This is a genomic window from Pseudonocardia sp. OZ21 (assembly GCF_059359135.1).
On record NZ_JCADBN010000013.1, the window covers coordinates 151,721 to 178,416 of the forward strand.

Annotated in this window: 27 protein-coding genes and 1 pseudogene; 16 read left to right on the forward strand and 12 right to left on the reverse strand. The window is 70.1% G+C overall.

Going from position 1 to position 26,696, the window contains the following annotated elements; translation table 11 throughout:
* Positions 1-40: 40 nt before the first annotated feature.
* From AC5L35_RS27095 to arfA, 3 genes are read left to right on the forward strand one after another with little or no spacing between them, the layout of a single operon-like run.
* Positions 41-976: a carbohydrate ABC transporter permease gene (locus tag AC5L35_RS27095; RefSeq protein WP_495062528.1), complete on the forward strand. Its 936-nt coding sequence runs from the start codon at positions 41-43 to the stop codon at positions 974-976.
* Entirely contained in the window at positions 973-1,896 is a 924-nt protein-coding gene (locus AC5L35_RS27100; RefSeq protein WP_495062529.1) for a carbohydrate ABC transporter permease, read from the forward strand. The genes AC5L35_RS27095 and AC5L35_RS27100 overlap by 4 nt, the downstream gene beginning before the upstream one ends.
* Positions 1,897-1,924: 28 nt before the next feature.
* On the forward strand, positions 1,925-3,460 hold the full coding sequence (gene arfA / locus AC5L35_RS27105) for an arabinosylfuranosidase ArfA (protein WP_495062530.1): 1,536 nt from the start codon (positions 1,925-1,927) through the stop codon (positions 3,458-3,460).
* A gap of 411 nt (positions 3,461-3,871) precedes the next feature.
* Here the strand turns inward: arfA and AC5L35_RS27110 are convergent, their stop codons facing one another.
* The 3 genes and pseudogenes from AC5L35_RS27110 to AC5L35_RS27120 all read right to left on the reverse strand — a co-directional run bounded on the left by AC5L35_RS27110 (position 3,872) and on the right by AC5L35_RS27120 (position 5,055).
* On the reverse strand, positions 3,872-4,225 hold the full coding sequence (locus tag AC5L35_RS27110) for a DUF488 domain-containing protein (RefSeq protein ID WP_495062531.1): 354 nt from the start codon (positions 4,223-4,225) through the stop codon (positions 3,872-3,874).
* A 94-nt stretch (positions 4,226-4,319) separates the two neighbouring features.
* Positions 4,320-4,535 (reverse strand): annotated as a pseudogene (locus AC5L35_RS27115) (cytochrome ubiquinol oxidase subunit I); the annotation flags it as partial.
* 220 nt (positions 4,536-4,755) lie between these two features.
* Positions 4,756-5,055 carry a DUF3040 domain-containing protein gene (locus tag AC5L35_RS27120; RefSeq protein ID WP_495062532.1) on the reverse strand — a complete coding sequence of 100 codons (300 nt, stop codon included), beginning with the start codon at positions 5,053-5,055 and terminating at the stop codon, positions 4,756-4,758.
* Between the two features lie 935 nt (positions 5,056-5,990).
* Between AC5L35_RS27120 and AC5L35_RS27125 the strand changes: the two genes are divergently transcribed.
* From AC5L35_RS27125 to AC5L35_RS27150, 6 genes are all read left to right on the forward strand, one after another.
* Positions 5,991-6,446 carry a GreA/GreB family elongation factor gene (locus tag AC5L35_RS27125; protein ID WP_495062533.1) on the forward strand — a complete coding sequence of 152 codons (456 nt, stop codon included), beginning with the start codon at positions 5,991-5,993 and terminating at the stop codon, positions 6,444-6,446.
* A 114-nt stretch (positions 6,447-6,560) separates the two neighbouring features.
* Positions 6,561-6,842, forward strand: coding sequence for a DUF3040 domain-containing protein (locus AC5L35_RS27130; protein ID WP_495062534.1), 282 nt, complete (start codon positions 6,561-6,563; stop codon positions 6,840-6,842).
* Between the two features lie 88 nt (positions 6,843-6,930).
* Complete coding sequence (locus AC5L35_RS27135) at positions 6,931-7,863, forward strand: slipin family protein (protein ID WP_495062535.1); 933 nt, start codon at positions 6,931-6,933, stop codon at positions 7,861-7,863.
* Entirely contained in the window at positions 7,860-8,639 is a 780-nt protein-coding gene (locus AC5L35_RS27140; RefSeq protein WP_495062536.1) for a universal stress protein, read from the forward strand. The genes AC5L35_RS27135 and AC5L35_RS27140 overlap by 4 nt, the downstream gene beginning before the upstream one ends.
* A gap of 137 nt (positions 8,640-8,776) precedes the next feature.
* Positions 8,777-9,994 (forward strand): PucR family transcriptional regulator, encoded by a 1,218-nt coding sequence (locus AC5L35_RS27145; RefSeq protein ID WP_495062537.1) that lies wholly within the window; start codon positions 8,777-8,779, stop codon positions 9,992-9,994.
* Positions 9,995-10,287: 293 nt separating this feature from the next.
* Complete coding sequence (locus AC5L35_RS27150; protein WP_495062538.1) at positions 10,288-11,517, forward strand: PucR family transcriptional regulator; 1,230 nt, start codon at positions 10,288-10,290, stop codon at positions 11,515-11,517.
* Here AC5L35_RS27150 and AC5L35_RS27155 read toward each other — a convergent pair.
* A complete protein-coding gene (locus AC5L35_RS27155) occupies positions 11,501-12,763 on the reverse strand; it encodes an NAD(P)/FAD-dependent oxidoreductase (RefSeq protein ID WP_495062539.1) in 1,263 nt (420 codons plus the stop codon). The genes AC5L35_RS27150 and AC5L35_RS27155 overlap by 17 nt on opposite strands.
* A 271-nt stretch (positions 12,764-13,034) precedes the next feature.
* On the opposite strand from AC5L35_RS27155, the gene AC5L35_RS27160 reads away from it, so the two are divergent.
* Both AC5L35_RS27160 and AC5L35_RS27165 read left to right on the forward strand, forming a co-directional pair.
* Positions 13,035-13,598: a DODA-type extradiol aromatic ring-opening family dioxygenase gene (locus tag AC5L35_RS27160; RefSeq protein ID WP_495062540.1), complete on the forward strand. Its 564-nt coding sequence runs from the start codon at positions 13,035-13,037 to the stop codon at positions 13,596-13,598.
* Positions 13,599-13,747: 149 nt separating this feature from the next.
* A complete protein-coding gene (locus AC5L35_RS27165; RefSeq protein WP_495062541.1) occupies positions 13,748-14,389 on the forward strand; it encodes a trimeric intracellular cation channel family protein in 642 nt (213 codons plus the stop codon).
* A 416-nt stretch (positions 14,390-14,805) separates the two neighbouring features.
* Here AC5L35_RS27165 and AC5L35_RS27170 read toward each other — a convergent pair whose 3' ends face one another.
* The 6 genes from AC5L35_RS27170 to AC5L35_RS27195 form a co-directional block, all read right to left on the reverse strand.
* The gene (locus tag AC5L35_RS27170; protein ID WP_495062602.1) at positions 14,806-14,967 is read right to left on the reverse strand and encodes a hypothetical protein; all 162 of its coding nucleotides are present in this window, start codon (positions 14,965-14,967) and stop codon (positions 14,806-14,808) included.
* Positions 14,900-15,085, reverse strand: coding sequence for a cation:proton antiporter regulatory subunit (locus tag AC5L35_RS27175; RefSeq protein ID WP_495062542.1), 186 nt, complete (start codon positions 15,083-15,085; stop codon positions 14,900-14,902). Before AC5L35_RS27175 ends, AC5L35_RS27170 begins: the two co-directional genes overlap by 68 nt.
* A 48-nt stretch (positions 15,086-15,133) precedes the next feature.
* Entirely contained in the window at positions 15,134-15,721 is a 588-nt protein-coding gene (locus tag AC5L35_RS27180; RefSeq protein WP_495062543.1) for an SPFH domain-containing protein, read from the reverse strand.
* 471 nt (positions 15,722-16,192) lie between these two features.
* Entirely contained in the window at positions 16,193-16,645 is a 453-nt protein-coding gene (locus AC5L35_RS27185; protein ID WP_495062544.1) for a TraR/DksA family transcriptional regulator, read from the reverse strand.
* Between the two features lie 483 nt (positions 16,646-17,128).
* Positions 17,129-17,683 (reverse strand): universal stress protein, encoded by a 555-nt coding sequence (locus AC5L35_RS27190; protein ID WP_495062595.1) that lies wholly within the window; start codon positions 17,681-17,683, stop codon positions 17,129-17,131.
* A gap of 111 nt (positions 17,684-17,794) precedes the next feature.
* Positions 17,795-18,028 carry a hypothetical protein gene (locus AC5L35_RS27195; RefSeq protein WP_495062545.1) on the reverse strand — a complete coding sequence of 78 codons (234 nt, stop codon included), beginning with the start codon at positions 18,026-18,028 and terminating at the stop codon, positions 17,795-17,797.
* A 464-nt stretch (positions 18,029-18,492) separates the two neighbouring features.
* Here AC5L35_RS27195 and AC5L35_RS27200 point away from each other — a divergent pair, with 464 nt between their 5' ends.
* Positions 18,493-18,678, forward strand: a complete 186-nt coding sequence (locus AC5L35_RS27200; protein WP_495062546.1) for a hypothetical protein — start codon at positions 18,493-18,495, stop codon at positions 18,676-18,678.
* Positions 18,679-18,896: 218 nt separating this feature from the next.
* Positions 18,897-19,088: a hypothetical protein gene (locus tag AC5L35_RS27205; protein ID WP_495062547.1), complete on the forward strand. Its 192-nt coding sequence runs from the start codon at positions 18,897-18,899 to the stop codon at positions 19,086-19,088.
* Between the two features lie 537 nt (positions 19,089-19,625).
* Here AC5L35_RS27205 and AC5L35_RS27210 read toward each other — a convergent pair.
* Positions 19,626-20,102, reverse strand: coding sequence for a general stress protein (locus tag AC5L35_RS27210; RefSeq protein ID WP_495062548.1), 477 nt, complete (start codon positions 20,100-20,102; stop codon positions 19,626-19,628).
* A 76-nt stretch (positions 20,103-20,178) separates the two neighbouring features.
* Positions 20,179-21,486 carry a Na+/H+ antiporter NhaA gene (gene nhaA / locus AC5L35_RS27215; protein ID WP_495062549.1) on the reverse strand — a complete coding sequence of 436 codons (1,308 nt, stop codon included), beginning with the start codon at positions 21,484-21,486 and terminating at the stop codon, positions 20,179-20,181.
* 238 nt (positions 21,487-21,724) lie between these two features.
* Here nhaA and AC5L35_RS27220 point away from each other — a divergent pair, with 238 nt between their 5' ends.
* From AC5L35_RS27220 to AC5L35_RS27230, 3 genes are all read left to right on the forward strand, one after another.
* Complete coding sequence (locus AC5L35_RS27220; protein WP_495062550.1) at positions 21,725-23,722, forward strand: acyltransferase family protein; 1,998 nt, start codon at positions 21,725-21,727, stop codon at positions 23,720-23,722.
* Between the two features lie 395 nt (positions 23,723-24,117).
* On the forward strand, positions 24,118-25,044 hold the full coding sequence (locus tag AC5L35_RS27225) for an ABC transporter ATP-binding protein (RefSeq protein WP_495062551.1): 927 nt from the start codon (positions 24,118-24,120) through the stop codon (positions 25,042-25,044).
* Entirely contained in the window at positions 25,041-26,693 is a 1,653-nt protein-coding gene (locus tag AC5L35_RS27230; protein ID WP_495062552.1) for an ABC transporter permease, read from the forward strand. Before AC5L35_RS27225 ends, AC5L35_RS27230 begins: the two co-directional genes overlap by 4 nt.
* Positions 26,694-26,696: the final 3 nt, after the last annotated feature.

Sequence of the window (26,696 nt, forward strand, 5' to 3'; positions counted from 1 at the left end):
ACTCGGCGCAGCCCTCGACCGAGCGTAGCGAGGTCTTCGGATGACGGCGGGGACGGTCGCCGCTCCGGACCGCGTCGCGCCGGGCACCGCCGCCGGCAAGGGACCCAGCCTCGTCGGCGGCCGCGGCGGGATCTGGTTCGTCCTGCCGTTCCTGCTGGTCTACGCCGCGTTCGTGCTGTGGCCACTGGTCTACGGCCTGGGCCTGAGCTTCTTCGACACCAGCCTGGTGCGCAGCGAGTCGCAGTTCGTCGGGCTGGCCAACTACGTGCGGCTGTTCTCCGACCCCGAGGTCTGGCGCACGCTCGGCGTCACGGTGCTGTTCACGATCGGCACCACGATCCCGCTGGTGGCGGTCGCGCTGGTGATGGCGCTGCTGGTGCAGACCGGAGTCCGCGGGCAGTGGTTCTGGCGCTTCGCCTACTTCGCGCCGTTCCTACTGCCGGTGGCCACCGTCGCCCTGATCTGGCAGTGGCTGTTCTCCGGTGACTACGGCCTGCTCAACGGGGTCCTGTCCGGGCTGGGCCTGCCGGCGGTGGGATGGCTCACCGAGCCGGACATCGGCCTGTGGTCGGTCGTCATCCTCACCGTCTGGTGGACGGTCGGCTTCAACTTCCTGCTCTACCTCGCCGCCCTGCAGGCGATCCCCGCGCAGCTGTACGAGGCCGCGGAGATCGACGGTGCCGGCGGCTGGCGGCGGCTCTTCTCGATCACGCTGCCGCTGCTGAACCGCACGACGGGCCTCGTGGTGGTGCTGCAGGTGCTCGCCTCGCTGAAGCTGTTCGACCAGGCCTACATCCTGTTCCAGGCCAACGGCGGGCCGGGCGGGTCGGCGACGCCGATCCTGCAGTACGTCTACGACACCGGGTTCGTGGACTATCGCTTGGGCTACGCCTCGGCCATCTCCTACATGTTCTTCGTGCTGATCATCCTGATCGCCCTCGTCCAGGCCCGGCTCAGCCGCAGGAGTGAACTGTGACCACCGCGCCCGACACCGCGAACCCCGCCACGACCCCGCTCCTGCCGCGGGCCCGTCGTCCGCGCTCCGACGACGGCCCCGCGGACGTGCGGCGCTACACCCCACTGGCCCGCGCCGGGATCATCACCGCGCTGCTGGTGGTGGCGGTGCTCTGGTTGGCGCCGCTGGTGTGGGCGCTGCTCACCTCGCTCAAGCAGGAGGCCGACACCACCACCGTGCCGCTCGAGGTCATCCCCGAGCGCGGGTTCACGCTGCAGGCCTACGCCTCGGTGCTCGCCAACGGGAACCTGGTGACCTGGTTCGTCAACAGCACGGTGGTCGCGCTCGTGGTCACGGTGCTGACGGTGGCGCTGTCGGCGGCGGCCGCGTACGGCTTCTCCCGCACCCGGTTCCGGGGCCGCAACGCGCTGTTCGCGTTGACGATCGCGGGGATCATGGTGCCGCCGCAGATCCTGATCGTGCCGCTGTACCGGCAGATGCTGGCGATGGGCCTGGCCGACACCTACGCCGGCATCATCCTGCCGCAGCTGGTGCTGCCGGCGATGGTGTTCATCCTCAAGAAGTTCTTCGACGGCATCCCGCGCGAGGTGGAGGAGGCTGCCCGCGTTGACGGCGCCGGCTCGCTGCGGATCTTCCTGCAGATCGTGCTGCCGCTGTCACGGTCGATCCTCGCCGCCGTGTCGATCTTCGTGTTCATCCACGCGTGGAACAACTTCCTGTGGCCGTTCATCATCACCTCCGACCCTGGCCTGATGACGCTCCCGGTGGGGCTGGTGCAGGTGCAGAGCGCGTTCGGGGTTCGCTACGCGCAGGTGATGGCCTCGGCGATCCTCGCAGGACTGCCGCTGATCGTCGTGTTCATGCTGTTCCAGCGCCAGATCATCCGCGGGGTCGCCACCACCGGCCTCGGCGGAACGTGAGTCGCACGACCATCCAGGAAGGAACGCCTTGCCCAGCGCACGCCTGACCATCGATCCCGACTTCACGATCGCCCCCGTGCCCCGTCGCCTGTTCGGCTCGTTCGTCGAGCACATGGGCCGCGGCGTCTACACGGGCATCTACGAGCCCGGCCACCCGAAGGCCGACGCGGACGGCCTGCGCACCGACGTTCTGGACCTGGTGCGCGAGCTCGGCCCCACCGTCGTGCGCTACCCCGGCGGCAACTTCGTCTCCGGGTACTACTGGGAGGACGGTGTCGGCCCGAAGGACCAGCGGCCGCGGCGCCTGGACCGGGCGTGGCGCTCGATCGAGACCAACGAGTTCGGCCTGGGCGAGTTCTCCCGCTGGACCCGCGCCGCGGGTACCGAGCCGATGATGGCGGTCAACCTGGGCACCCGCGGCGTCCAGGAGGCGTGCGACATCCTGGAGTACGCCAACCACCCGGGCGGCACCAAGTACTCCGACCTGCGCCGCGCCCACGGCGACGCCGATCCGTTCGACATCAAGCTGTGGTGCCTGGGCAACGAGATGGACGGCCCGTGGCAGGTGGGCCACAAGACCGCCGCCGAGTACGGCCGGCTGGCCGCCGAGACCGCGCGCGCCATGCGGCTGGTCGACCCGAGCATCGAGCTGGTCGCGTGCGGCAGCTCGAAGTACGCCATGCCGACGTTCGGCGAGTGGGAGCGGGTGGTGCTGGAGGAGACCTACGACCAGGTCGACTACATCTCCGCGCACGCCTACTACCAGGAGCACGACGACGGCCCGCACAGCGCGGGCGACTTCCTCGCCTCCGCCCGCGACATGGACGTCTTCATCGAGTCCGTCGTGGCCACCGCCGACGCCGTGCGCGCCCGCGGGAAGCACCGCAAGCGGATCGACATCTCGTTCGACGAGTGGAACGTCTGGTACCAGTCGCGCCACCGTGCGTCCGCGATCGCCAAGGGCGAGAGCGAGTGGGAGGTGGCGCCGCGGGTGATCGAGGACGAGTACTCGGTCACCGACGCGGTGGTCGTCGGCACGCTGCTGAACTCCCTGCTCCGCCACGGCGACCGCGTCACGGTGGCCTGCCAGGCGCAGCTGGTGAACGTGATCGGGCTGCTGCGCAGCGAGCCCGGCGGGCCGGCGTGGAAGCAGACGATCGCGCACCCGTTCGAGCAGGTCCGCCGGCGCGCGACCGGGGACATCCTGGACGTCCGGGTCCACAGCGACCGCTACGAGACACCCCGGTTCGGCGACGTCGACCTCGTGGACGCGTCCGGCACCTGGGACGCCGAGGCGGGCGTCGTCACGCTGTTCCTGGCCAACCGCGACCAGGCCGAACCGGCCACCGTCGAGGCCGGCGTGCGCGGCTTCGGGGAGCTGCGCGTGCAGCACGCCGCGGTGCTCGCCGCAGCCGAGGGCCAGGACCGGCACACCTCCAACGACGAGCAGCACCCCGACCACGTAGCGCTGCGGCCGCTGGACGGCGTGCAGGTCGAGGACGGCACCGCGGGGCTGACGCTGCCGCCGCTGTCCTGGGCGGTCGTCCAGCTCGCCCGCGTCTGATGGCCCCTCCAGGACGGTTCACCGCAGAACTCGGCCGCTCCAGCGCCCATGTCGATGCCAACCCTTCTGGGCGCCGCCGCCAGCGGTGAGCTACGCGCATCGTCCGCCATGACGCGCGAGGTTCACCGCGCGCGTCATGGCGGAGGCGGCCGTGAAGTCGCCGAGGTGTGACTCGCCTCTGACGAGCTCGCGGAGCTCACGCTCTTACGGTGTGGTGCCGATCTGCCGATCATCCTGCTGTCCCGCGCACGGAGCCGGACTCTGGCGGACGCTGTCGCCAGCGGGCGAGCGTGATAGGGCCAGCGCCGCATATCGGCAAAGTGGCCTCGAGATTCGGGCGTCGACCAGCACGAGGACGGGAATGCCACCGGGCGCCAGCAGGGCGAGCAGTGTTCCACTCGGTCAGACCGATCAGCGCGACCGCGGCCCCTGCTCGAGGAGTTCCGCGAGGACCACGGCCTCGCTGATCGAAGGATCCCTGCTGGCGGTAAGGAGCGTCAAGGTCAGCCCGTCGGCCAGCTCGGTCAGGTGGAGCAGGGCGGCGGCCTGCTCACCGGTCCCGAGTTCGAGTCGATATCGGCAACGGAACTCGGTGAAACGCTGCGCGTCGTGGCCGTACCAGCGACGCAGCGCGGTCGACGGAGCGATGTTGCGGCACCATTCGTCGATCTCGGCTCTGGCTCGGCTCATCCCGCGTGGCCAGAGACGATCGACCAACACGCGGATACCGTCCTCCTCGGTCACCGGGCCGTAGATGCGGCGCACCCGCACACTCGTAGGACCCTGCGAGGGCGTCGCCCTCTCCGGAGGCCGTAGAAGTCCGCCTTCGTTTTCCCAGACACGCTCGGCGAAGGTCATGTCACTGCGCACGGGACCCCTCCTCGATGTCGTGTTGCACGGCGTAGGCCGCGATTTCCGATGGAGCGGCCCTGGAGTGGCCCGACCGTCCCCCAACGTGGGCCCCCTCGCGGAACCGCTCGACCATGTGCGGGTAGTGCAGCTCGAACGCCGGACGCTCCGAGCGAATCCGCGGTAGCTCGGTGAAGTTGTGCCGCGGCGGCGGGCAGGACGTAGCTCAGGATCGTGCCGAGACCAGCGACGATGAGGCCGGTGTTCCACAGGTCGGCGCCGGCGCCGGGCGAGCGCACTGCCCGGACAGCGGGACGTAGCCGGTCCAGCCGGAATCGGGTGCGCCCCCTGGGGTCAGGAAGCCTGACATCACGGTGATCCCGCCGAACAGGAACAGCCCAGAGGACGACCCGGAGGCACGGGAACTACCGACCCGAGCGAGGACATCACGAGCCCCGCTGGACGGTCTGGTCCCGGCGACGGCGCAGCAGGGAAATCGCTGTGGCCAGCGCTGCGAAGGCCAGCGCGGTCCCCGGTGCCCCCGCGATCAGCATGAGCACCCCGAACGCCACTGCGACGATCATCGCGGTCGTATATGCCCAGCTCGGCAGGGTGTATACCCATTGGACGGAGTAAATCGATGCGTCTGGCCGGACTGCTTTGAAGGATGCGGCGAAGCGCGGGTCCTCGGAGACGAAACGGTCCTGAACCTCGCGCAGCGTCTCGCGCTCCCGGTCACTGAGCATGACGAACCTCCTCAGACGGCGACTCGACCCGGCACCCGGCACGGCGTGGGCTCGCGATCGCCGATCACGCGGCGACTGCGCTCACGCCTCGTTCGATGACACTCCCCGCCGGGGCGCGGTCAGGCTCAGCCCATCCTGCCTCGCCCACGCGCCGGGGGCACCGGCTGCGGTCGGCCGACTTGACCCCCACCCGGTTGCCGACTCCCGGCAGCCGCGCGCCGCCGGCTGGCGAGGGCGCCGGTGAGGGCTGCAGCGCCACTCGTCCGGTCCTCGCGGACCGAGACCGACACCGAAACTGCCGGATACCGGCAAGCTGCGCCCTGGGTTGTCGGCCGGTGGTAGCCAGTGCCAACGGCGCCTGCGCCAGCCAAGGTTGTAGGTGACGGGCTCGGACACGCCGATCGTGCGACTTGCTGTGCGGACATCGCACCAGTTCCGGTCGTTCAGGTCGGCGCCTCGCGCCTCAGCGTCATTCACTGCGGACCGCCCACGATCGCGTGCCGCCGTCCAGAGAGGAAATCAATGGCTCGCCCGATTCGTCGGCCACCAATCGACCAGGCTGATGCCCGCGCATGCTGGTCGGCCGTTCAGCTTCTCCGCGTGGAGCCAGCGAGCGCCCCGGCCGACGACGAGCTGGCGCCGCTGTCGGCGGAGCTCCTGAGCACTGTGAGCCAGGAGTTGGAAACCGGCGATGAGTCGGTGCCGGGGACGGTGCGATGCGCCGCGGTGCGGCTCGCCGATCACATCGTGCGACGGTCGGTCCCGGTCCCGCCCCGGCCTGGACGCGCCGACGATCCGGTCGAGCACCCTGCCAACCGTGCCGATCACACCACGGACATCCCCTTCAGCCGGTCCATCCGACTCGGACGCATGGGATGAGGGCCCATCCGCATCCCGTCATCGCCCCCCAACCCTGATCAAAGGAGGAACCACTGATGCCGATCGACTCTCAGCGAGCCTGGCTGACCGCGGAAACGTACGACCGGGCCCGGATCGAACTCGCGCTGCTGCGGATGGAGCGGGCGACGGGCGCACACCGCGGACAGACCGACCGAGAACAGCGGGCACTCAGGATCCGGCAGCTTCAAGAACTCATCTCCACTGCAGCCGTCGGGCACGAGCCACCCGATGACGGCGTCGCCGAGCCCGGCATGGTGCTGACCGTGCGCTTCGAGGCCGACGACATCACCGAGACCTTCCTGATGGCCGACCGCGAGGAATCCGCCACAGGCGGCCTCCCGGTCTACTCGCCCGACTCGCCGCTGGGCACGGCACTGTGCGGGGCCAAGGCGGGGGAACAACGTGCGTACCTGCTCCCGGGGGGCGAAAGGATGATCGTCACGCTGGTGAATGCAGTCCCCTACCGGCGGCGCCGCCCGCGCACCGCATGAATGCCGTCCGGCTCACAACTGCCTCTCGACCAATTGTATCGTGTTACGATATGTTTGCCGGAGCCCGGAATCTGGATATGACCGGGCGGGTGCCCCATCTCGAGGAGGTGGACCGTGCTCAGTGATCACGAGCTGAAGACACTGCGTGAGGTCGAGCGCCAATGCATGGCCGACGATCCCGACTTCACCCGCGCCTTCGCGGCCGGTCAGACCCGCTTGTCGCGCCATCCGCACCAGCTGGGAGTCAGCCTCATGGTCGTGGCCGCGGCCCTACTCACCGTCTTCCTGCTGGTCGTCGGGTCGTTGGCGGGCGCAGTGGCGGTCGCGACCTCGACCGGATTGTTCATCTGGGCTGGGCGGCACCAGTCCGCCGACACCAACCGGCACACCCCGTAACAGGTCGCGAAGCACAACCCCTCGCCGTGGGCGTCACACGCCGAGGAGCGCACCGCAAACCCAACCGCTAGGAGTATCGGAGGACGAGATGATCATCATGTATGTCCTGATCGCAGCACTGGCAGTGGGCCTACTGCTGTTGGGATCGAGCGTTCGTGTCATCACCCAGTTCGAGCGCGGTGTCGTTCTGCGCTTCGGCCGGCTGCGCGCGGCGATCCGCGGGCCTGGGCTCGCACTGATCGCCCCGTTCGCGGATCGCCTACACAAGGTCAACATGCAGATCGTCACCCTGCCGATCCCTGCCCAAGAAGGCATCACCCGCGACAACGTCACGGTCAAGGTCGACGCCGTCGTCTACTACCGAGTCATCGACCCGGTGAAGGTGGTCGTCGACGTGCAGAACTACGACCACGCCATCGGCCAGGTCGCGCAGGCCTCCCTGCGCTCGATCATCGGCAAGAGCGACCTGGACGACCTCCTGTCCAACCGGGAGCGGCTCAACCAGGGCTTGGAACTCATGATCGACAGCCCGGCCTTGGACTGGGGTGTCCACATCGATCGCGTCGAGATCAAGGACGTCGCGCTGCCCGAGTCGATGAAGCGGTCCATGTCGCGCCAGGCCGAGGCCGAACGCGAACGACGCTCCAGGGTGATCACCGCCGAGGGTGAGCTGCAGGCCTCCGAGAAACTGGCCCAAGCCGCCGAAGTGATGACCGCACACCCGGCCGCGTTGCAGCTGCGTCTGCTGCAGACCGTGGTCGAGGTCGCCGCGGAGAAGAACTCCACCCTGGTGCTGCCCTTCCCCGTGGAGCTGCTGCGGTTCCTCGAACGAGCAACTCCCCCCGAGGTCGCTGTAGCAGCGGCCTCGACCGAGGCGATCGCGGCATCGGCGCCGGCCTCGACCGACGGCCTGGTCCAAGGCCGGCAGCACGACCGGGCGAGTGAGACACCCGCAATGGACGGGCAAGCGACCACAACCCCGCTGCCAGCATCGGCGGTGCCCGCCGTCGCCGGCCGATGAACCGGGGCGGGGAACAGGGTGTCGTCGTCGCAGTCGACGACGACGGCATCGCCGGCGACGCGGTGGACTGGGCGGCTGCCGAGGCCGCAACCCGAGGCCGCTCGCTGCGGGTCGTGCATGCTGCCCGCCCCCCGCTACCCACGGACCCCGACGGGATCGTCCCGCCGATCGACAGCCTCATCGCGGCGCGCACCGCAGCCGAGCTGCTGCTCGTGGACGCAACGGCCCGCGCCCGGTCGGTGGCCTCCGACATCGCCGTGTCGACACGACTGACGCACGGGTCAGCAGGGTGGACGTTGCTCGACGAAGCCCGCGGCGCCCGGCTGCTCGTCGTGGGCAGCCATGGTCGATCCGGCTTGCGCGGCCTGCTGGCCGGATCGGTCTCCGCTCACGTCGCCGCGCACGCCTCCTGCCCGGTCGTCGTCGTCCGCCCCGCGGACAACACCAGCGCCGCCGGCAGCCCGACGATGGCCGAGGCCCTCGCGCACCGGGCCACAGAAAAGGGTCTCGCCCGGTGGCGCGACGAGTACACCGACGTGCCCGTCGTCACCGCACTCGCGCCCGGCGACCCGGCTCAGTCCCTGATCACCGCATCGCGCGGTGCCGCGCTCGTCGTCGTCGGCTCACGGGTCCGTGGGTCCATCCGCGGTGCGGTACTCGGCTCGGTCAGCCAGACCGTCCTGCACCACGCCCACTGCCCGATCGCGATCGTTCGTCACGACTGCGCAACGGCGGCAGAGCCACCCACAGCGCTGCATCACGGGCGGGCCTCGTGAGCGCCTCGGCCGAGCCGCGTGAGCCCGCACAGGATCGGTCCTCTGTCCACGACCGAGTACCGAAGCAGTTGGCGAGCCAACCGCGCCTGGGCAAACTCGGCACTGGGACCGACGTCCAGCAGGACGGGAGCACAGAAGTGACCGACCGCCACCAGGAACGCACGCGTGCCGACACGCAGAACGGTCACCCGGCATGGCTGAACGAGGTGGCCGAGTCGGCCAGCCGGGACGCCGGTGGCGCGCCGGTGGAACTGCTCGGCGACTACCTGCTCTTGTTGGCCGACGCCGCCATCGCAGGCCGCGAGCCACATCCCTCCGAGCTCGAAGCGGTGGGCATGCTCGGCAGGAGGGCCGCCGAACTCGGGGTGTCCGCGGGCACCGCGGTCCAGCTGTACCTCTCGGCGGCCCGACGGCTGTGGCAACAACTGCCCATGGTGGTCCGCTCCCGCGACAACCAGGCGGTGCGGGTTGCCACCGCCGCGGTTCTGCGCGTCGTCGACGGCGCCGTTGCCAGTCTGGCCGAGGGGTACGCCGACGCCCGCCGCCAGACGGCCCGCTGGGAGGAGACGCTGCGCCGCGAGTTCATCGAGGACCTGCTGCGCGGCGACGCCGACGTCGGACGGCTCGTGGAACGGGCCGAACCCTTCGGCCTGGACATGATCCGCCCGCACCAGGTCGCGCTGGCCGCGCCGACCGGTCGCCTCGACGAGGCCACACCCGGGATCAGCTCCCTGGAACACACGATCGTGCAAGAGGTCGGCGACCGCGACGTCCTCGTCGCGACGAAGGACGGCCGGATCGTTGTCGTCGCACCTCCCGACACAGAAATGCGCAAGCCCCGAACCGGGCCGAACATGCTCGGCGCCCTCATGCTCGCCGAACTGAGCCGCTCGACCCGAGGACGACCATGGCGTGTCACGGTCGGACGGCCCTACCCCGGCTCGTACGGAATTGCCCGCTCCTATGAGGAAGCCCGCGAAGGACTGACGATGGCGGAGCGGCTGAACCTGGACACGCCGGTGATCCACGCCGAGCAGCTGCTGATCTACCGCGTGCTCCTGCGCGATCAACCCGCGATCGCCGACCTCGTCGGGACGGTGTTGGGCGGGCTGGTCCACGCCCGCGGCGGAGCCGAACCGCTCCTGACCACCCTCGACGCCTACTTCGCCGCCGGGTGCGTCATCACAGAAGCCGCACGCCGCCTTCATCTGTCCGTCCGCGCGGTCACCTACCGCCTCGACCGGATCAAAACGCTCACCGGCCACGACCCCACCGACCCCGCACAGCGGTTCACCGTCAACGCCGCCGCGCTCGGGGCGAAACTCCTGGGCTGGCCGAAGCACGACCTGAGCTGAAGACGAACCCGGCGAACCCGAGACGGTCCACGGGATGTCCGTCCTCGACCGCGGCGGGCGGATCGCAGACCGCGCGGTCCTGACGCTCCATCGCCGCTGTGGACGTCCCGCGCGAAAGCTGTCGGTTTTTCGCCGCCCGATCCCGCGGTAACCGGCCCGAGGTTCACGCGGGCTCCGGCCGCGAACCAAGGAGTAGGTTGCGAACGGCGGGCGGCCCTCGCGCCGGCGCGGGAGGCAGCCGTCAGGGGCTTGTCGACTTGTCGCCGGCCGACCGAGTGTGGGCAGGAGGCGCCGTGACCGACAGCAACACCGCGCAACGGCGCGCTGGAGGCGATCTCCGCTCCGAGGGCGACTCGTGGTTGACGGACGTCGCCCGGGGCGCCTGCCGCGAGGTTGGCGACGTCCCGATCGAGCTCCTCGGCGACTACCTTCCGCTTCTCGCCGATGCCGCGGTTTCCGGTCGGAAGCCCGGTGCCGTCGAGCTCGATGCCGTCGGGCTCATGGGGCGGCGGGCTGCCGAGTTGGGCGTGTCGGCGGGCAGTGTCGTGCAGCTGTACCTGTCGGCGGCGCGGCGGCTGTGGCAGCAACTTCCAGCGGTCGTCCGCTCCCGCGACAGCGAGGTCGTACGGGCCGCGGCCGCCGCCGTGCTGCACGTGGTGGACGAGGCCGTCGCGCGCCTGGTCGAGGCGTACACCGAAGCCCGCCGCCAGATGGTGCGGTGGGAGGAGACTCTGCGACGCGAGTTCATCGAGGACCTGCTGCGCGGCGACGCCGACGTCGGCCGGCTCGTGGAGCGCGCAGAACCGTTCGGGCTCGACATGACCCGACCGCATCAGGTCGCGCTGGCCGCACCATCGGGCCGGCTCAACGAGACCGAAGCGACGATCAACTCAGTAGAGCGCGCCGTCGTGCGGTGGGCCGGCGACCGCGACGTCCTGGTCGCCACCAAGGACGGCTGGATCGTTGCCATCACCCCGGCCGACACGGATGTTGCCGGGGCACGAACTGGCCCGAAGACACTCGGTGATCTCCTACTCAAGGAGCTTGAGCGTTCCCGCGGACGGCCGTGGCGTGTCACGGTCGGTCGCCCCTATCTCGGGTCGTACGGAATTGCCCGGTCCTACGAGGAAGCCCGCGAGGGTCTCACGATGGCGGTGCGGTTACGTCTCGACAGCCCGCTGATCCAGTCCGAGCAACTGCTCATCTACCGGGTGCTGCTCCGCGACCAGCCCGCTATTTCCGACCTGGTCCAGTCCGTGCTGGGTCAGCTGGTGCACGCGCGCGGCGGGGTCGAACCACTCCTCGCGACCCTCGACGCCTACTTCGCCTCGGGCAGCGTCACCACGGAGACGGCGCGCAGGCTGCACCTGTCCGTCCGCGCCGTTACCTACCGCCTCGACCGGATCAAGACGATCACCGGATTCGACCCCACGGACCCCGCGCAACGTTTCACCGTCCACGCCGCGGTGCTCGGGGCAAGGCTGCTGGGCTGGCCGGAGCGTGACTTCACGGTGGACCGCTAGTGCGACTCCTGCCGAAATGAGAACCACTGCTCATCAGGGCAGGGTCCCCGACGATGACGTTGGGCGCGCGTCGCCAGGTCAGGTACCGCGCGGCGAGGTTGACCATCGTGGCCAGGCGGTTGCGGCCACCCATCAGCAGGACCACATGCAGGCCCACCCAACCGATCCACGCGACCATCCCGCGCAACCTCACTCCGAACGGCAGCTGGATGACGGCATCGCTGCGCCCGATCGTCGCGGAGATACCGCGGTCCCGATAGTCGAACACCCTGGTGGGTTCACCCGCCAGTAGGCGCCGGACCTGCGCCCCGGCGTGCCGGCCGCCGTCGATGGCGGGACGCGCCAGCTGCGGCAGCGGCCTGTCGCGATCGGCGGCGACATCGCCCACGGCGAAGATGTCGGGGTGGCCGTCCACCCGCAGGTCGGGCCCGATCTGGATCCGTCCGCCGCGCCCCTGAGGCAGCCCCCACCGTGAGACTCCGTCGTCGACCTTCACCCCGGTGGCCCAGATCGTGGCCGCCGAAGGCAGGTGCTCGCCGTCGGCGAGCACCACGCAGTTGGGGCAGACCTCCTTCACCGCGACGCCAAGCCGCAGGTCCACGCCCCGCTCGCGCAGGGCGTCGGCCGCGTACTCACGCAATGTCGGGTCGAACGGCGCCAGTACGTGGTCGAGCATCTCGACCAGCACCACACGCACCCGCTCCGGGTCGATCTCCGGGTAGGCGTACGCGAGGCCGGCGTTGCACAGCTCGGCCAGTGCGCCGGCCATCTCGACCCCGGTCGGGCCACCCCCGACGATCACGGCGACCGGCTCGACGGCACCCTCGCGGCCCTGCGCGTAGGCCTCCAGGTTGCCCAGCACCCGGTCGCGGACCTCGATCGCCGCCGCGCGGGTGTAGGTGGTGCGCGCGTGCTCCGCGGCGCCGGGGATGCCGAAGAAGTTGGCGGTCACCCCGCAGGCGAGGATCAGGTAGTCGTAGCCGACCTCGGCGCCGTCGTCGAGCCGCACACGCCGGCCCACAGGGTCCAGCCCGGTGACGCACGCCCGTCGGAAGCGGGCGTTGCGGAAGCGGCCGGCGAAAGACCGCAGCGCATAGGTGATGTCGCCAGCGTTGAGCGTGCCGGCCGCCACCTGGTACAGGAGGGGCTGGAACGTCGTGTAAAGATCGCGGTCGAGCAGCAGTACATCGGCGTCGATGCCGCTCAGCTCGCGGACCGCGGAGATGCCGGCGAACCCGCCGCCCACTATGACCACCCTCGGCCGCGTCGTACCCGTCGCGTTCGTAGCACTCACCTCCTCGCGTCTCGCCCCGTCGCGCACGAGCAGTACCCGACGGCCGTGCCAGGAAACATGAGGGGCCTGCACGCCACGGCCCCGGCGATGGCCGGCCCCAGCACGTCCCGACGGGAGCGGTGCGGCGCCGAATGGCGGCCGGCCCAGTGGATACCCGTCTTCGCCGGAGAACCACGAGGATGGAGAACAACATGTTCAAGGCCGTCATCTGGTGGTGCACCCGATGTGGGTCGGGGAGGACCTCGACTCCTGCGGCATCGACCACGGCACCTGGTCGGTGCTGACACACGCGTTCCCGGCCGCTGACATCCCCGTCGTGCAGCTGAGCATCAACGCGAACAAGCCGTTCGACTACCACCTGGAGCTGGGGGCGAAGCTGGCGGCGCTGCGGGAACGCGGGGTGCTCGTCGTGGCCAGCGGAAACGTGGTGCACAACCTGAGGGGCATGAGCCGTCACATGACCGACGACGGCTACGACCGGGCCGAACGGTTCGACGAGGCCGCCAAGGCGGTGATGCTCGATGCACCGACCGAGGCCGCGACGCTGGACGCCCACCGCGAGTACCGGCGGGCGGTACCGACCCCCGACCACTTCATTCCGCTGCTGTACTTGGCCGGCCTCGCCGGCGCCGCCGGCGGCGGTACCGAAGTCCTGGTGGATGGGTACGCCTACGGGTCGCTGTCGATGACCGCCTACACCCTGGGGCTGTCCTGTCCCATCGACGGTCAGCTTCCCGGCGCTCCGGCGTTCCCGACGGAGGTGCCAGTCGACTCCTCGAACATATGACCTGCTGTCCAATCGTCCTCCGCGGTCGTCGCTGATCCTGCGAGACGAACTGGTAGGGGCGCCGGACGGTGCAGCGGGGTCGGTGCCGCCGCGCCGCCGGGAAGGCCGGGCTGTCGCGGCAGGGCGCCGCCCAGGAGTAGACATCGCGAATGCCAACCGAGCCGCTGTTGCTGGCGCTGGATCTGATCGGCACCTTCGCGTTCGGGCTCAACGGCGCGTTGACCGCGGTGCGGGCCGCCCGGCTCGACATCGTCGGCGTCGTCGCGCTCGGGGCGATCACTGCGCTGGGCGGTGGCATCATCCGCGACGTCTTGATCGGCGACGTGCCGCCGGCCACCTTCCGCGACTGGCGCTATCTGGCGTTGGCCATTGGCGGCGGGCTGGTGGCGTTCGCACTCAGCCAGCGGCTGAACCGGCTGGACAAGCCGATCAACGTGCTTGACGCGGTCGGATTGAGCGTGTTCGCGGTGATCGGGGCCAGCAAGGCCATGGCCTTCGGGCTCGACGTGGGACCGGCCATCATTCTCGGTGCTGTGACCGGGGTGGGCGGGGGCACGATCCGCGACATCCTCGTCCGGCAGGTCCCGTCGGTGCTGCACAGCGACCTGTACGCGATCCCGGCCCTGATCGCCGCCGCGCTCACGGTCGCCACCATACACGCGGGAGTCTATGGCCTGCCGGCTGCGCTGGTCGCGGCCACGATCTGCTTTGCCATCCGGATGCTCGGCGTCATTTTCAAGCTCAACGCACCGGGCCCACCCGGTGCCCGCGGCGTGCCGGACGAGCAGTGAGTCGGTGGCCAGCCGGGCCAGTGCCGACCACGGCCGGACCCGGGTTCCGGTGTCCAGGATGGGGATTGGATGACCGGGCGAAGCTGGCGGAGGTGTACGCGACCGGCGGCCATGGGGGCTGGCGGGCGGGTTGCCGGGTTTCAGCAATCTGCCGGGGCGTTCTTCGCTGACGGCCACTCCTGCCTGGCCCGCCACGGACGGACATCGTGCGAGGTAGTCGATGGCTGAGCACGCGACGGGGGCCCTGCAACGTGTCGCGGGCCGGCCGCGCGAGGAGGCGTGGCGCCGAGCACGATGATCGCGGTGGCCAACCCTCCAAAGCCCAGGCAAGGGCACCGCAGATGACGTCTCGTTGTCAGGGCCCGTCGCTCCCGGGACCGGGACCGGGAGCCGGGTTCTGCCGGACACGATTCCGGTCAACGCGCCATCCCGGTGAGCTCGGCCGGTCGGCGTTCCACATCGGCGAGCCGGTGGGGCAGGGAACGGCTGTGCAGGGTCTCGGCTATCCGGTCAGCCTCGTCGTGCTCCATGACGATGGTCTGCACCGGGACGTGCGTCGTCGGGATCGTCGGCGTCATAGATCAGCAGTGAGCGCCGCCCAGCCCGGTCGGCCAGAACGCCGAACCACTGCCCGGCACGGGTACGGAACTGGTGCACACTGCCGACGCCCGGAAAGGTGCTGTAGGTGATGTCCACTTCGCTGCCTCCCTCTCGCAGTTTCGGGTCCCGGGACGCGGCGTCCCGTCACGCTGCCTGCCGGAGCTGCCGAGCGGCAGGTGACACCCGGGCCGCGAGATGCTCGGCCCAGCGGATCAGGTCGGCGTCGAGGCGGATCTCGATCCTGCTGAATTCCACGCGCGAGACCTCGACACCCCACTCGCGAGTCCTGGCGTTGACCTTCGACGTCAGCTCGTCGTGCTGGTCTGCCGACTCGGGCAACTCGACCAGGTCACGCTCGGCGACGTACCGCCCGATCTCGACCTCCAACGCGTCGGTGGTCGCCGACTCCGGCGAGTCGGTGGCAAGGGCGTACCGACCCGGGTCGAACACGGAGACGAGCGCGGCGCCGTTGACCGTCACGGACACTCCGTCCCTGGTCTTGGCCTCCAGCCACATCACATCAGCCCAGGTCCTGCCCAGCGGCACCCGAATTCCGCGGTCGATGACAGGCAGCACGACCACGAGCCCGGGACCCTTCGATCGATGGCTCCTGCGGCCGCGCCGGAACCGGACGAGACGCTCGTCTGCGGGAACGACGCGAAACGAGTTCACGGCAAGGACCGCCAGGACCAGGGCGCCCGCCACCATCCACGCGAGCAAGGTTTCGCTCATCGCCATCGTCTCCTCCAATGCCGGCCCCACCGCCGCGGACGGCGCCCCGACCCTCCTCGGATGGCTCTACGACCCCGCACGCGGCGCATCGTGACGGACATCGGCGACCAGGCGACGACTCCGCGCACGGCTCGCACAATGACCACAGGGCCCTGAGACCTGGTCCGACTCACCTCCCACGATGCCCGTCCGCGAGCCCGGCGGCACCGGCTGCCATCGGTCGACTTGACCCCACCGAACTTGCCGATACCCGGCAGTCACGGGACCACCGCCCGCGCGCGCCCCCGGCTGTCCTCGACCTCGCGGACCGCGCCGAGGCCGAGCATGCCGGACGCTGGCAAACCGCGGCGATTACGTCGGCTGATGACAGCTGGTGGTCCGGCACCCCGCCGGCTCGATCGGGCTGGACGGATGGGGTGAGAGGTCAGCCGCCGCGCCGACATCGTCCGGTGGCGGGGCCTCGGTAGCGCCTCACCGCGTCCCGCCGAGCGGCTTACCGCGCCCGGCTGCCACTGGCACCGCGCGTCGTCGCCGCCGCTGACGGCGGGCCTCCGGCCGCGCCGGGGCCCGGTTCACGCAGGAGGCGACGGGTCTGGACTGACCGTCGCTGCGGTCGCTGCCGCCTTGGCACGCGAGGCACAGCGTGGTCTTGGGGATCACCTCGAGCACGACGAGCGGAATACGGGCGCCACACGATCGGCAGTGGCCGTACCGCCCGGTATCCATCCGAACCAGGGCCAGCTCGATGTCGGCCAGTGCTCGTCGAGCGCCGTCCGCGACGAGGGCATCCACCTCACGCATGGCCTGTACCGCTTCCTGATTCCGGCCGTCGATCAGGCCGGCCCGTGCCGGGCGCTCCTGCGTCCCGCCGTTCGCCTCGAGCGTGGTGAGCTGTTCGAGGCGGAAGCGACGCTGCTGTTCCAACCCGGCACGCAGGCCGGGAAGCCGGGACGTCAGGGAATCCGGGGGCCGCTCCGGGAGGCCGGTCTGCAGGGCAGGGGTGGATCTGTGGGCAGAACGCGGTCGAGCCATTCTCGCCTCCAGTCGGGATCGCGGACGCACGTTCGTCTTCGCGCGGGGCGCGCACCAGCGCGCACCCGGGCCTACCGGCACTCTGCCGTGAGCCCGTGTGCGAAGGCAGGGGCCGACCCCGGCCAAGAACGCCCGGAGCAGATTGCCTACGACCGGCAGTATGGACATCGGCGAGGTCCCGGCGGCAACCTTCCGACGCTCGCCGACGCGGAAGATCAGGACCGACGATGCACCGCCTCACACCCGCGCTCGCCTCGGCGAGCGCGTGAACGGCCGGCCGTGCACGGGCTACGCGAACCCGACTCGCCCACCCGCCAGCCGCTCCCCTGCGATCCGGCTGCGTGGCGGTCCCTCGTGCCGGAAGCCCGGACACGATCAACCCGGTGATCCACAACGTCCGGTATGGTGCCGGGCGTCGGCGAAGGCCACGGCCAGCGCCGCACCATCGACCGCAGGTGTGTCCACACCGACGAGCACGGGGCGCCCGCCCGCTTTCGCGCGGTGGCCACGGACAACGGTGACCGGACAGCCCGCGCGCCCGCTGACATCCAACGCGACCGAACCGATGAGGAGCTCCTGCAGCCGTTCCCCACCACCCACGCCGACGACGAGGAGTCGGGCGACCTCAGCCGCCTCCAGCAGGGACTCGACAGGTGGGCGCTCCGTGATGCGGGTCGCGACGGACAGTCCGGGCTCGATGCGGCGGGCGACGGTGAAAGCGCGGGCCAGGATGTCGTGGGCCCCCCGTCGCACGCTCGAACGGGCGTGACCGGCGGCATGCGGTGCGGCGTGCAGGATCCGCAGGGGGAGGCAGCGCAGCCGCGCCTCGGCCCACCGAAACGCATCCAGGGCGGTGCGAGTCCCGTCAACCCGACGACCACCGAGGGTTCGTCGAACCTGCCGGCGCCGTGCTCGATCGCGTTCATCCAGGTCAGCCTCGCTGTCTCCACCTGTGTGCCAGCGTGCGAGGTTTGGCGGGGCGTGAGTTTCGCCTCGGCGTCGAGAACGACCACGCGGCGCTGACGCCTCGCGCCGGTGCCGTCACGGGGCAGCGGCGACATGCGGGTGCGGGGTGATGCTGGCGGTGGCAGCGGCACCGGCGCACTGCGTGCACAGGATTCGCCGGGCGCCGTGCGTCGTCCGGGCGTTCAGGCCGATCCGCGGGGGGCGCACGCGGGTGGTGCGGGCGTGGTGGTCGCAGACTGCAGCACCACAGTAGGCGCACAGCGCGACCACCGGCCCCGCGCCGAATGACGGGTCGGTGCTGGCGGTCATGCAGTTGAAACAATGCATCGGATCTTCGTCCTTCTCGCTCGGATGCAACTAGTCACCGAGTTGCATCTGTCTCCGGCCGATCCGGCTGGGCGCCGGTCCCGCTTACAATCCAATGTGCCTTACCCGCGAGCTCGCCGGCACCGCTGCCGTCGGCCAACTCGCCCCGGCCAGATTTGCCGACAGCCTGCAACAAGCGCCGGTATGGTGCCGGCCGCGGCGTGTGCGGCCACGTACCACAGTCACGGTAGCCCCGAACTACACCGCCGCCGCCGCCGTGCGGGACTGGCTCGCGTTCGGACTTGTGGGCCGGTCGGAGAGCACGACCGCGAACTACAACACCATCGCCGGAGACGCACATCATTGCGCCGCTCGGGGCACACCGGCTCCGCGACCTCTCGGCGGACGATGTCGACCATTGGTTGAGCGCGGAATCTCGCAGGGTCAGCACGCGCACGCTCCGGCTCATGCACTCGCTGCTCAACCGCACGATGCGACACGCGATGGCAGGCGACAAGGTGAAGCGGAACGTGGTGTCCCTGTGCGACGTACCGACCGGGCTCCAGGGGCGGCCGTCGAAGTCGCTGACCTTCGAGCAAGCCGAAGCGGTCCTGGCCGCAGCGGAGGATTCCCCCTCCACGCATACATCGTGATGTCGCTTCTGACCGGCGCCCGAACCGAAGAATCGGGCGCTGCACTGGCGCGAGGTCGACCCCGAGGGGCGTCCGGACGCCAGCCCGCCGATACCCCCCTCAGTGGGGGTCTACCGCTCCGTCCGCGCCGGCGGCGACACCAAGACCGTCACATCACGCCGGCGACTCGCGCACTCCGCCACGGTTTCGTGTCCCTGCTCTCGGCGTCAGGAGTCTGGATGGAGGACATCTCCCGTCTCGTCGGACACAGCGGCACCGCGGTCACCGAGCGGGTCTACCGCCATCAGCTGCAGGCCGTGCTCGACGAGGGCACCACCGCGATGGACGACCTGTTTCCCCACATCGACCCGACAGTCACTCACATAGTCACTCAGCAAGAAACCATGAATCCTGTCGTCCCGACGGCATGATGGGCGGTTCCCTTTCGTCGGGGGAGCCGTCCATCAGCATTTCTACCTGCGGAGATGCTGTGCTGGTGGGATCGCCTGTCGCCTGGGGCTGAAGCCGTGTGGCGCTCGTTCTCGATCGAACCTGCGACCCCTTGACCCCCAGGACGTGCGGGTAGCCGTTTACGCACGTCAAAGGCGTGCATCGTGAGCGCACGAGGCCCTTCCAGCGGCTCGCGAGCAGGCGGACGTACGACGTGTGGTCCCCGCGCGGTCCCCAATGCAGATCGATGGACATCCAGGGCCAAGGCGTTCCCGCCCAGATTGCAGTGACCGGTGGTCGTCCACAGAACGGCACGCGCATGCCGACGCGGACCATCATGATCGGTGCGGGAGTAACGACCAGGGAACCCGGCTGTCCCGCGCCTGACGTCACGGATCCGTACCGCGCGTGATCCCGTGACATCGGCACAACCTCTGCACGGCCCGGCAGAGCGCCCAGGGCGCCGCGGCAACAACCGATCAGCCGGAGTCTGCGACACGCCACCGCCATCGCCCCCGTCAGGAGCGGATCGCCGCCCGAGAGTCTTGCTCGAGGTCCTCGATCCCTCGCGACGCCTCGGCTGCCGCGTCCTGGGTGGCGAGCAGATCGTAGCGCTGAGCGCGGAGCACGAGCGCAGCGGAAGATCCGTCATCACCCGCCCACGCGCTGGCCAACGCTCCGAACCCGGCGCCGAACACAGCCCCCAGCATCAATCCCCACAGCCCGAAAACCACCGCGGTCGCCAACGAAGCCACGAGGTTCAACAACCCGAGCAGCCAGCCGACTATCGCGCCAACGACGGCTCCGGCGACCATGCCGTCCAACATGGCCCGCCCCCGACCGCGTGGGCCTCTCCCCTGCTCCCTGAGCTTCAGACCTGCACCGACGATCGCAAGCCGATCAACCGGGAAACCGCGATCCGCAAGAGCGTCCACGACCCACTGCGCTCTGTCGAAGTCCGCGTAGGAAGCAATGATCACTCTTGTCTCGTTCATGCCCCGGTTGATACTCCCCGACGCCGACGCCGGAGCCGCTCCTGCCATGCGATCACCTTGCGAATCCCCACCCCCCTCAGTCGCGTGCCTGGTCCGCCTCGTAGACGTCGGGCACACCGTCGGCGTCGGTGTCGCGTTCCTCTTCCGTGCACATCCGGCGGTAGTGCCGGTTCCGGACCCGGAGCACGACAGTGGCGAGCAGCGCGGAGATCAGCGATCCCATGAGGACGCCGATCTTGACGTGTTCGTCGCGCTCGCTGCCGGCGCCGAAGGCCAGCTCCCCGATGAGCAGCGACACGGTGAACCCGATCCCTGCGAGCAAAGCCAAGCCGAGGACGTCCCACCAGCTCAGTCCCTCGGCAAGCTGGGCACGGGTGAAGCGCTGCACGAGCCAGGTGGACCCGAGAACACCCACGGCCTTGCCCGCAACCAGCCCGCCGACGATGCCCAGGGTGACCGCGTCTCCGACTGTTTCCCCCAGTCCGCCGGCTCCCGCGACCGACACCCCGGCGGCGAAGAACGCGAACACCGGCACCGCCACTCCTGACGACAACGGACGGAACCGGTGCTCGAAGTGCTCGGCCAGCCCGGGCCCCGGCCCGTCGGCGCGACGGATGACCGGCACGGCGAACCCGAGGAGCACCCCGGCGACCGTGGCGTGCACGCCCGACTCGTGCACCAGCACCCAGGTCAGCGCCGCCAGGGGCAGCAACAGCCACCACGAGCGCACGCGGCGCTGGACGAGGAGGGCGAACAGACCGAGCGGGATCAGCGACAGCAGGAGTGGCACCACCTGCAGGGAGCTCGTGTAGAACACCGCGATGATCGTGATCGCGAGGAGGTCGTCGACAACCGCCAGAGTGAGCAGGAAGGTTCGCAACGCGGCGGGCAGGTGTGTACTGATCACCGCGAGAACGGCCAGCGCGAACGCGATGTCGGTGGCGGTGGGGATCGCCCAGCCGATGAGTGCGCCGTCTCCCGCGCTCGCGTTGATCGCCAGGTAGATCAGGGCGGGAGCGGCCATTCCTCCCACGGCCGCGGCCACCGGAAGCGTGGCCCGACGGGGGTCGCGCAGATCGCCGGCGACGAACTCGCGCTTGAGCTCCAGCCCCGCGACGAAGAAGAAGATCGCGAGCAGGCCGTCGGCGGCCCACTGCGCCAGCGTCAGATCCAGGTGGATCACCGACGGACCGACCCGCAGCGCGCTCAATGCCTGGTAGCTGGCTGCCCACGGCGAGTTCGCCCAGGCCAGCGCAAGGACTGCGGCGGCGACCAGCAGCACTCCACCGACGGTCTCCGTCCTGAGGATGTCGCCGATGCGGCGGACCTCGCGCCAGCTACCGCGGCCGAGCAGTGATGGACCGGCAGGACTGGGAACACCCACGAAACTTCTCCAGGAAGGGTCGACGACAGAAACGCCGACCAGACTTCCCGGCACACCGCTGACGACCCTAGTCGCTCCCGCAGCGTCATGTGGTGACGTAGTGACGAAGCCGGCCACGACTCCTCGCCGGAGATACCCGCGGCAGACGGTTCCTAGAATGACTGCTCATCGCCGACGGGGGGCATGTGTGACGCCGCAAGACCTGCCGGACTCCCGGGGCGTCGCCGCCGGGAGACCGGTGTCGACCTACCGGCCGGAGCTGCAGGGGCTACGTGCTCTGGCCGTGGTTCTGGTCGTGGTCTACCACGTCTGGATCAACCGGGTGTCCGGCGGCGTCGACGTGTTCTTCCTGCTGTCGGGCTTCCTCCTGACCGGGCAGTTGGTGCGAGCGGCCGAACGCGGTGCCGTGGATGTTCCGCGACGGTGGAGCCGCACGCTGATGCGACTCACCCCCGCCGCCGCGATCGTGCTGGCCGGCACAGTCGTGGCGAGTGCGGTGGTACTTCCCGCCGGACGCTGGCCGCAGACCGTACGCGAGCTTGCCGCGGCGGCGCTGTACCTGGAGAACTGGCAGCTGGCCGCCGACTCGGTCGACTACGCCGCGCGCAACAACATGACGAGCGTCGTGCAGCACTTCTGGTCCCTGTCCATCCAGGGCCAGTTCTTCCTGATCTGGCCGCCGCTGATCGCGCTCGTGGCACTCGCGTCCCGCGGCGCCGTCGAACAGTTCCGCCGAAACACCACACTCGTGCTGCTGGGCGTCTTCGTGTCGTCGCTGGCCTACTCGGTGGAGCTGACCGCGCTGCAGCAGCCGCTGGCCTACTTCCACACGCTGACCCGGCTCTGGGAGTTCGCGCTGGGCGGGCTGCTCGCCCTGCATGCGGACCGGATCGTCCTCTCCGCGCGCGCTCGCCTCGCTGCCGGCTGGGCCGGCGTGCTGGGGCTCGTGGTGTGTGGGATCGCGCTCCCGGTGGGAAGTGTGTTCCCCGGTTTCGCGGCACTGTGGCCGACCGGATGCGCGGCACTCGTGCTCCTGGCCGGGCACACCGGCGCGCCCGGCGCGGCGGACCGACTTCTCGCCGGCCGGCCCGCCCGGTACGTCGGTGACATCTCCTACGCGCTGTACCTGTGGCACTGGCCGGTGCTGATCCTCTACCTGGCAGCACGCCAGGAGGAGACGGTCGGACTGGGCGGCGGAGCACTCGTCATCGGGGTCTCCGTCGTCCTCGCGGTCCTCACCCACCACCTCGTGGAGCGACCGGTGCTGAAGCGCCCCTCCCGCGTCCGCACCGGCTACTGGTCCGGCGCCGTCGGCACGTCGGCGGTGCTGCTGCTGCTCGTCGCCGTCTGGCAGGTCATCGGCACCCAGCACGGCGAGTCGGCAGCGGAGCTGGGCGACGGGGCCCATCCCGGGGCACACGCGCTCCTCAACGGAGCGGTCGAGCCCGCACCGCTGCTCCCCCCGCCTGTCTCGGTCTTCGAGGACTGGGTTCGTATCGAACACTGGAACTGTGCCCCGATGGCCGCGTTCCCGATGGACGTGTGCAGCCAACCGCTCCCCGCCGTCGAGCCCGCCGAGGGCCAGGACACCACCGCGCCACCTGCCCGGCGGATCGTCGTCGTGGGTGACTCCCACGCCCAGCAGCTCACCGGCGCACTGATCCCCATCGCGCAGCGGAACAACTGGCAGCTCATCACCATCATCCGGGGCGCCTGCCCGTTCTCCACCGCGTCCGAGGTGGTGCCCGAGGAGGCCGACTGCCTCGCCTGGAACGCCGCCGCCGCCGACGAGATCACCACCCTGCGGCCCGACGCCGTCGTCACGCTGGCCAGCCGTGACGTACGGGCCGGCCTCACCGAGCAGACCCCGCAGGGGTTCGTGGAGCAGTGGCGCCGCCTCGACGCCCAGGGGATCCCCGTCATGGCCCTGCGCGACAACCCCCGCTTCGACCACTCCATCCCCGACTGCGTCCAGAACCGGCTCGACAGCGTGGACGAGTGCGGGATAGCCCGCAGCGAGGTCTACGCCCCGGTCCCACCCTGGACCGCTCTACCGGACCTACCGTCCAACGTCACGTTCGTCGACATCGCGGACGCCGTATGCGATCCCGGCCGCTGCCCAGCGGTGATCGGCAACGTGCTGGTCTACCTCGACGACAACCACCTCACCGCCACCTACAGCACGTCGATGGCGGACCTGCTCGCCGACCAGGTCCACGCCGCCCTCGGCTGGTAGGGCGAGCGCCTCGACGAGCCACCAGCAGCAGGCCGCCACCGACAATAGCGGTGCCGAGAAGTGCAAATACCGCCGCTCGCCAGCCTTGCATGAAGAACGTTCCAACGACTATAGCTACCGCAATCAGAAAAAAGAGCTGAGCACGGTTCAGTATAACATCACCGACCAGGTGGCACACCAAAAGGAAGAATTGTATCACCGCATGAAGCTCTTCTTATCCACACTTCGGATTCCCTTCACCGGCGGGCTCAATATACATCACGTCCGCCGAAGAGTGGTCAGCTCTTTCTACGGAAGGGTGGTGGGCAGTCGGCGGGCGGAGTAGCTTCCCCGTTCAGGTGCGCCGGGAAGCCTGGTCGGCAGTCGTTGTCGGCTGTCCGAGATCGAGGTTTCTCATGTCCGCTGCACCAACCCCGTGCCCATCCAGCACTACGCGTGGGCCGGCCATCGAAACCACCGGGTTGACCAAGCGGTTCGGCCGCACCACGGCGGTCGCGGATCTGTCGCTGTCGGTGGAGCCCGGCGAGGTGTTCGGGTTCCTCGGGCCGAACGGAGCCGGGAAGTCCACCACGATCCGCCTGCTGCTCGGGCTGATCCGACCCTCGGCAGGTACCGCCCAGGTGTTCGGTGTCGACGCCGCCGACGTCCGCCGCGCCCACCGGCACCTGGCCTACGTGCCCGCGGACGTGGCTCTCTGGCCGAACCTGACCGGCGCGGAGATCCTGGAGCTGTTGGGCCGGGTCGGCCCCGGTATCGACCCCGCCTACCGGGCGGAACTCGTGAACCGGTTCGACCTTGATCTCGGCAAACCTGCTGCGACGTACTCCACGGGTAACAGGCAGAAGGTGGCACTGGTGGCCGCGTTTGCGACCCAGGCCCCGCTGCTGATCCTCGACGAGCCCACGAGCGGTCTGGATCCGCTGATGGAACGGGAGTTCCGACACTGCGTGGGCGAGGCGCGAACGCGGAACCAGACGGTGTTCCTCAGCTCCCACCAGCTCGCCGAGGTCGACGCCGTGTGTGACCGCGTCGCGATCCTGCGCCAGGGAAAGCTTGTCGAGGTGGCCCGGATCGCCGAGCTGCGCCGGCTGCGCCGCACCGAGGTGGAAGCCTCCTTCACCGGCCCGCCGCCGGACCTCACGGGGGTGTCCGGGGTGCTCGGGGTCGAGGACCTGGGTGGGTCCCGGTTGCGGTTCTCCTTGGCCGGTCCACCCGCATCGGTGTTGCGTGCGCTCGCCACGGCTGACGTCACCGCGGTCGCGATGCGAGAACCGACCCTCGAGGAGATCTTCCTCGACTACTACGGCGGGACCGCGTCATGACCACCGAGGCGGTCGGCAACAGGCCATCCACCCCGGCGCCGCGCATCGTCACGGCGCCCCCGGGTGCGGTGCGCTCGGCGGTGACCACTCTGGTCCTGCGCCAGATCCGGCGCGGCGCCGCCGTCCTGATCGTCACGGCGGCGGGGATGTCCGCTCTGGTCGCCGTCCAGTACCAGAGCACCTTCGCCGGGGCACTGGACGGCCCGGCGCTGCAAGCTCTCGCGGCGAACCCGGCGATCCGGGTCATGTTCGGCCCACCGCTCGCGCTGGACGACCCGGGCGGGTTCACCGTGTGGCGCACGGGCACGCCGGTCGCTGTCCTGGTCGGCGCTTGGGCACTGCTCGTCGCCACCCGGATCACCCGGGGCGAGGAGGACGCCGGCCGGTGGGACCTGCTGCTCGCCGGACGGGTACGCCTCGCCGACCTGGTCACCCGGTACCTCGCAGTACTGGCTGCCGTGGCCGCCGCGGTCGGAGCCGCCGTGACCGTGGCGCTGCTGGCCGCAGGGACCACGGCCATGGGTGGGCTGCTGCACGGCGCCGGGATCGCGGGCATCGGGCTCTGGTTCGCCGCGTTCGGTGTGCTGGCCGCGCAGGTTCTGCCCGCCCGGGCTGCCGCTACCGGCACGTCTGTCGCTGCGCTGGCCGTCGCGCTGCTGATGCGGATGGTCGCCGACGGAACCGAGACGCTGGCCTGGCTGCGGTGGGTGACGCCGTTCGGAATCCTCGGTGAGGTGCAGCCCTACGCGGCCGACCGGCCCGCTCCGCTCGTGCTGCTCGTTGCGGTCGCGCTGCTTCTGGCCGGGGCTGCGCGCACTGTCGCCGGACGCCGCGACAATCGGGCCGGGTTGTTCGAGGTATCGAACGACCGTCGCCCACGCACGCGACTGCTGGGCTCGGTGGGCGCATTCGCAGCGCGCCGTGCCCGCCCGCCGTTCATCGGGTGGACGGTCGGGGTGCTCGCCTACTACCTGCTCATCGGCACGCTCACCGTCTCGATCACCGAGTTCCTCACCGGTAACCCCCGGTTCGCCGAACTGGCCGCCGGCGCCGGCTTCGTCGCGCTGGGCTCGGCCGAAGGGTTCGCGGCAGCTCTGTTCAGTCTTCTCGCGATCCCTGCCGGGCTCTACGGCGCCGCGCGGATTGCCGCCACCGCGGCGGACGAGACAAGCCGTCGCGCGGTGCTGCTGTTCGCGTTACCTGTCTCCCGCATCCGGCTCGTCTCCATCGACATCGCCGTGGCGACGGCCGGCACGGTGCTGCTGCTCGCCGCGGCGGGACTCGCGATGTGGACCGGCGCCGCCACGGTCGGAGCACGGCTCGATGTGGGGGACGCGCTCGCCGGTTCCCTCAACGTCGCCCCGGTGGCGCTGCTGTGCATCGGGGCCGCGGTGCTCGCGCTGGGCTGGGTACCGCGCGCCGTCCTCGCGGTCGGGGCGCTACCCGCTGCCGGCGGGTTTCTCCTGCACGTGCTCGCGCGCAGCAGCGGTGCCCCGGAGTGGGTGTCCCGGCTCTCCCCGTTCGCGCACGTCGCCGGGGTTCCGCAGGCCTCCCCCGACTGGGCGGGAGCGGCTGGGATGTGCGCGGTGGCCGCGGTTCTCGGAGGGCTGGGTGTACTCGGCTACACGCGCCGGGACCTCACCGGGTAACTC

Excerpts from the sequence above, each read along its gene's own strand:
- AC5L35_RS27095 (WP_495062528.1), top strand. The coding sequence starts at position 41 with ATGACGGCGGGGACGGTCGCCGCTCCGGACCGCGTCGCGCCGGGCACC.
- AC5L35_RS27120 (WP_495062532.1), bottom strand. The coding sequence starts at position 5,055 with ATGCTCAGTGACCGGGAGCGCGAGACGCTGCGCGAGGTTCAGGACCGT.
- AC5L35_RS27125 (WP_495062533.1), top strand. The coding sequence starts at position 5,991 with ATGCCGATCGACTCTCAGCGAGCCTGGCTGACCGCGGAAACGTACGAC.
- AC5L35_RS27135 (WP_495062535.1), top strand. The coding sequence starts at position 6,931 with ATGATCATCATGTATGTCCTGATCGCAGCACTGGCAGTGGGCCTACTG.
- AC5L35_RS27140 (WP_495062536.1), top strand. The coding sequence starts at position 7,860 with ATGAACCGGGGCGGGGAACAGGGTGTCGTCGTCGCAGTCGACGACGAC.
- AC5L35_RS27160 (WP_495062540.1), top strand. The coding sequence starts at position 13,035 with ATGTGGGTCGGGGAGGACCTCGACTCCTGCGGCATCGACCACGGCACC.
- AC5L35_RS27165 (WP_495062541.1), top strand. The coding sequence starts at position 13,748 with ATGCCAACCGAGCCGCTGTTGCTGGCGCTGGATCTGATCGGCACCTTC.
- AC5L35_RS27170 (WP_495062602.1), bottom strand. The coding sequence starts at position 14,967 with ATGACGCCGACGATCCCGACGACGCACGTCCCGGTGCAGACCATCGTC.
- AC5L35_RS27180 (WP_495062543.1), bottom strand. The coding sequence starts at position 15,721 with ATGAGCGAAACCTTGCTCGCGTGGATGGTGGCGGGCGCCCTGGTCCTG.
- AC5L35_RS27195 (WP_495062545.1), bottom strand. The coding sequence starts at position 18,028 with ATGACCGCCAGCACCGACCCGTCATTCGGCGCGGGGCCGGTGGTCGCG.
- AC5L35_RS27200 (WP_495062546.1), top strand. The coding sequence starts at position 18,493 with ATGCACTCGCTGCTCAACCGCACGATGCGACACGCGATGGCAGGCGAC.
- AC5L35_RS27205 (WP_495062547.1), top strand. The coding sequence starts at position 18,897 with ATGGAGGACATCTCCCGTCTCGTCGGACACAGCGGCACCGCGGTCACC.
- AC5L35_RS27210 (WP_495062548.1), bottom strand. The coding sequence starts at position 20,102 with ATGAACGAGACAAGAGTGATCATTGCTTCCTACGCGGACTTCGACAGA.
- AC5L35_RS27225 (WP_495062551.1), top strand. The coding sequence starts at position 24,118 with ATGTCCGCTGCACCAACCCCGTGCCCATCCAGCACTACGCGTGGGCCG.
- AC5L35_RS27230 (WP_495062552.1), top strand. The coding sequence starts at position 25,041 with ATGACCACCGAGGCGGTCGGCAACAGGCCATCCACCCCGGCGCCGCGC.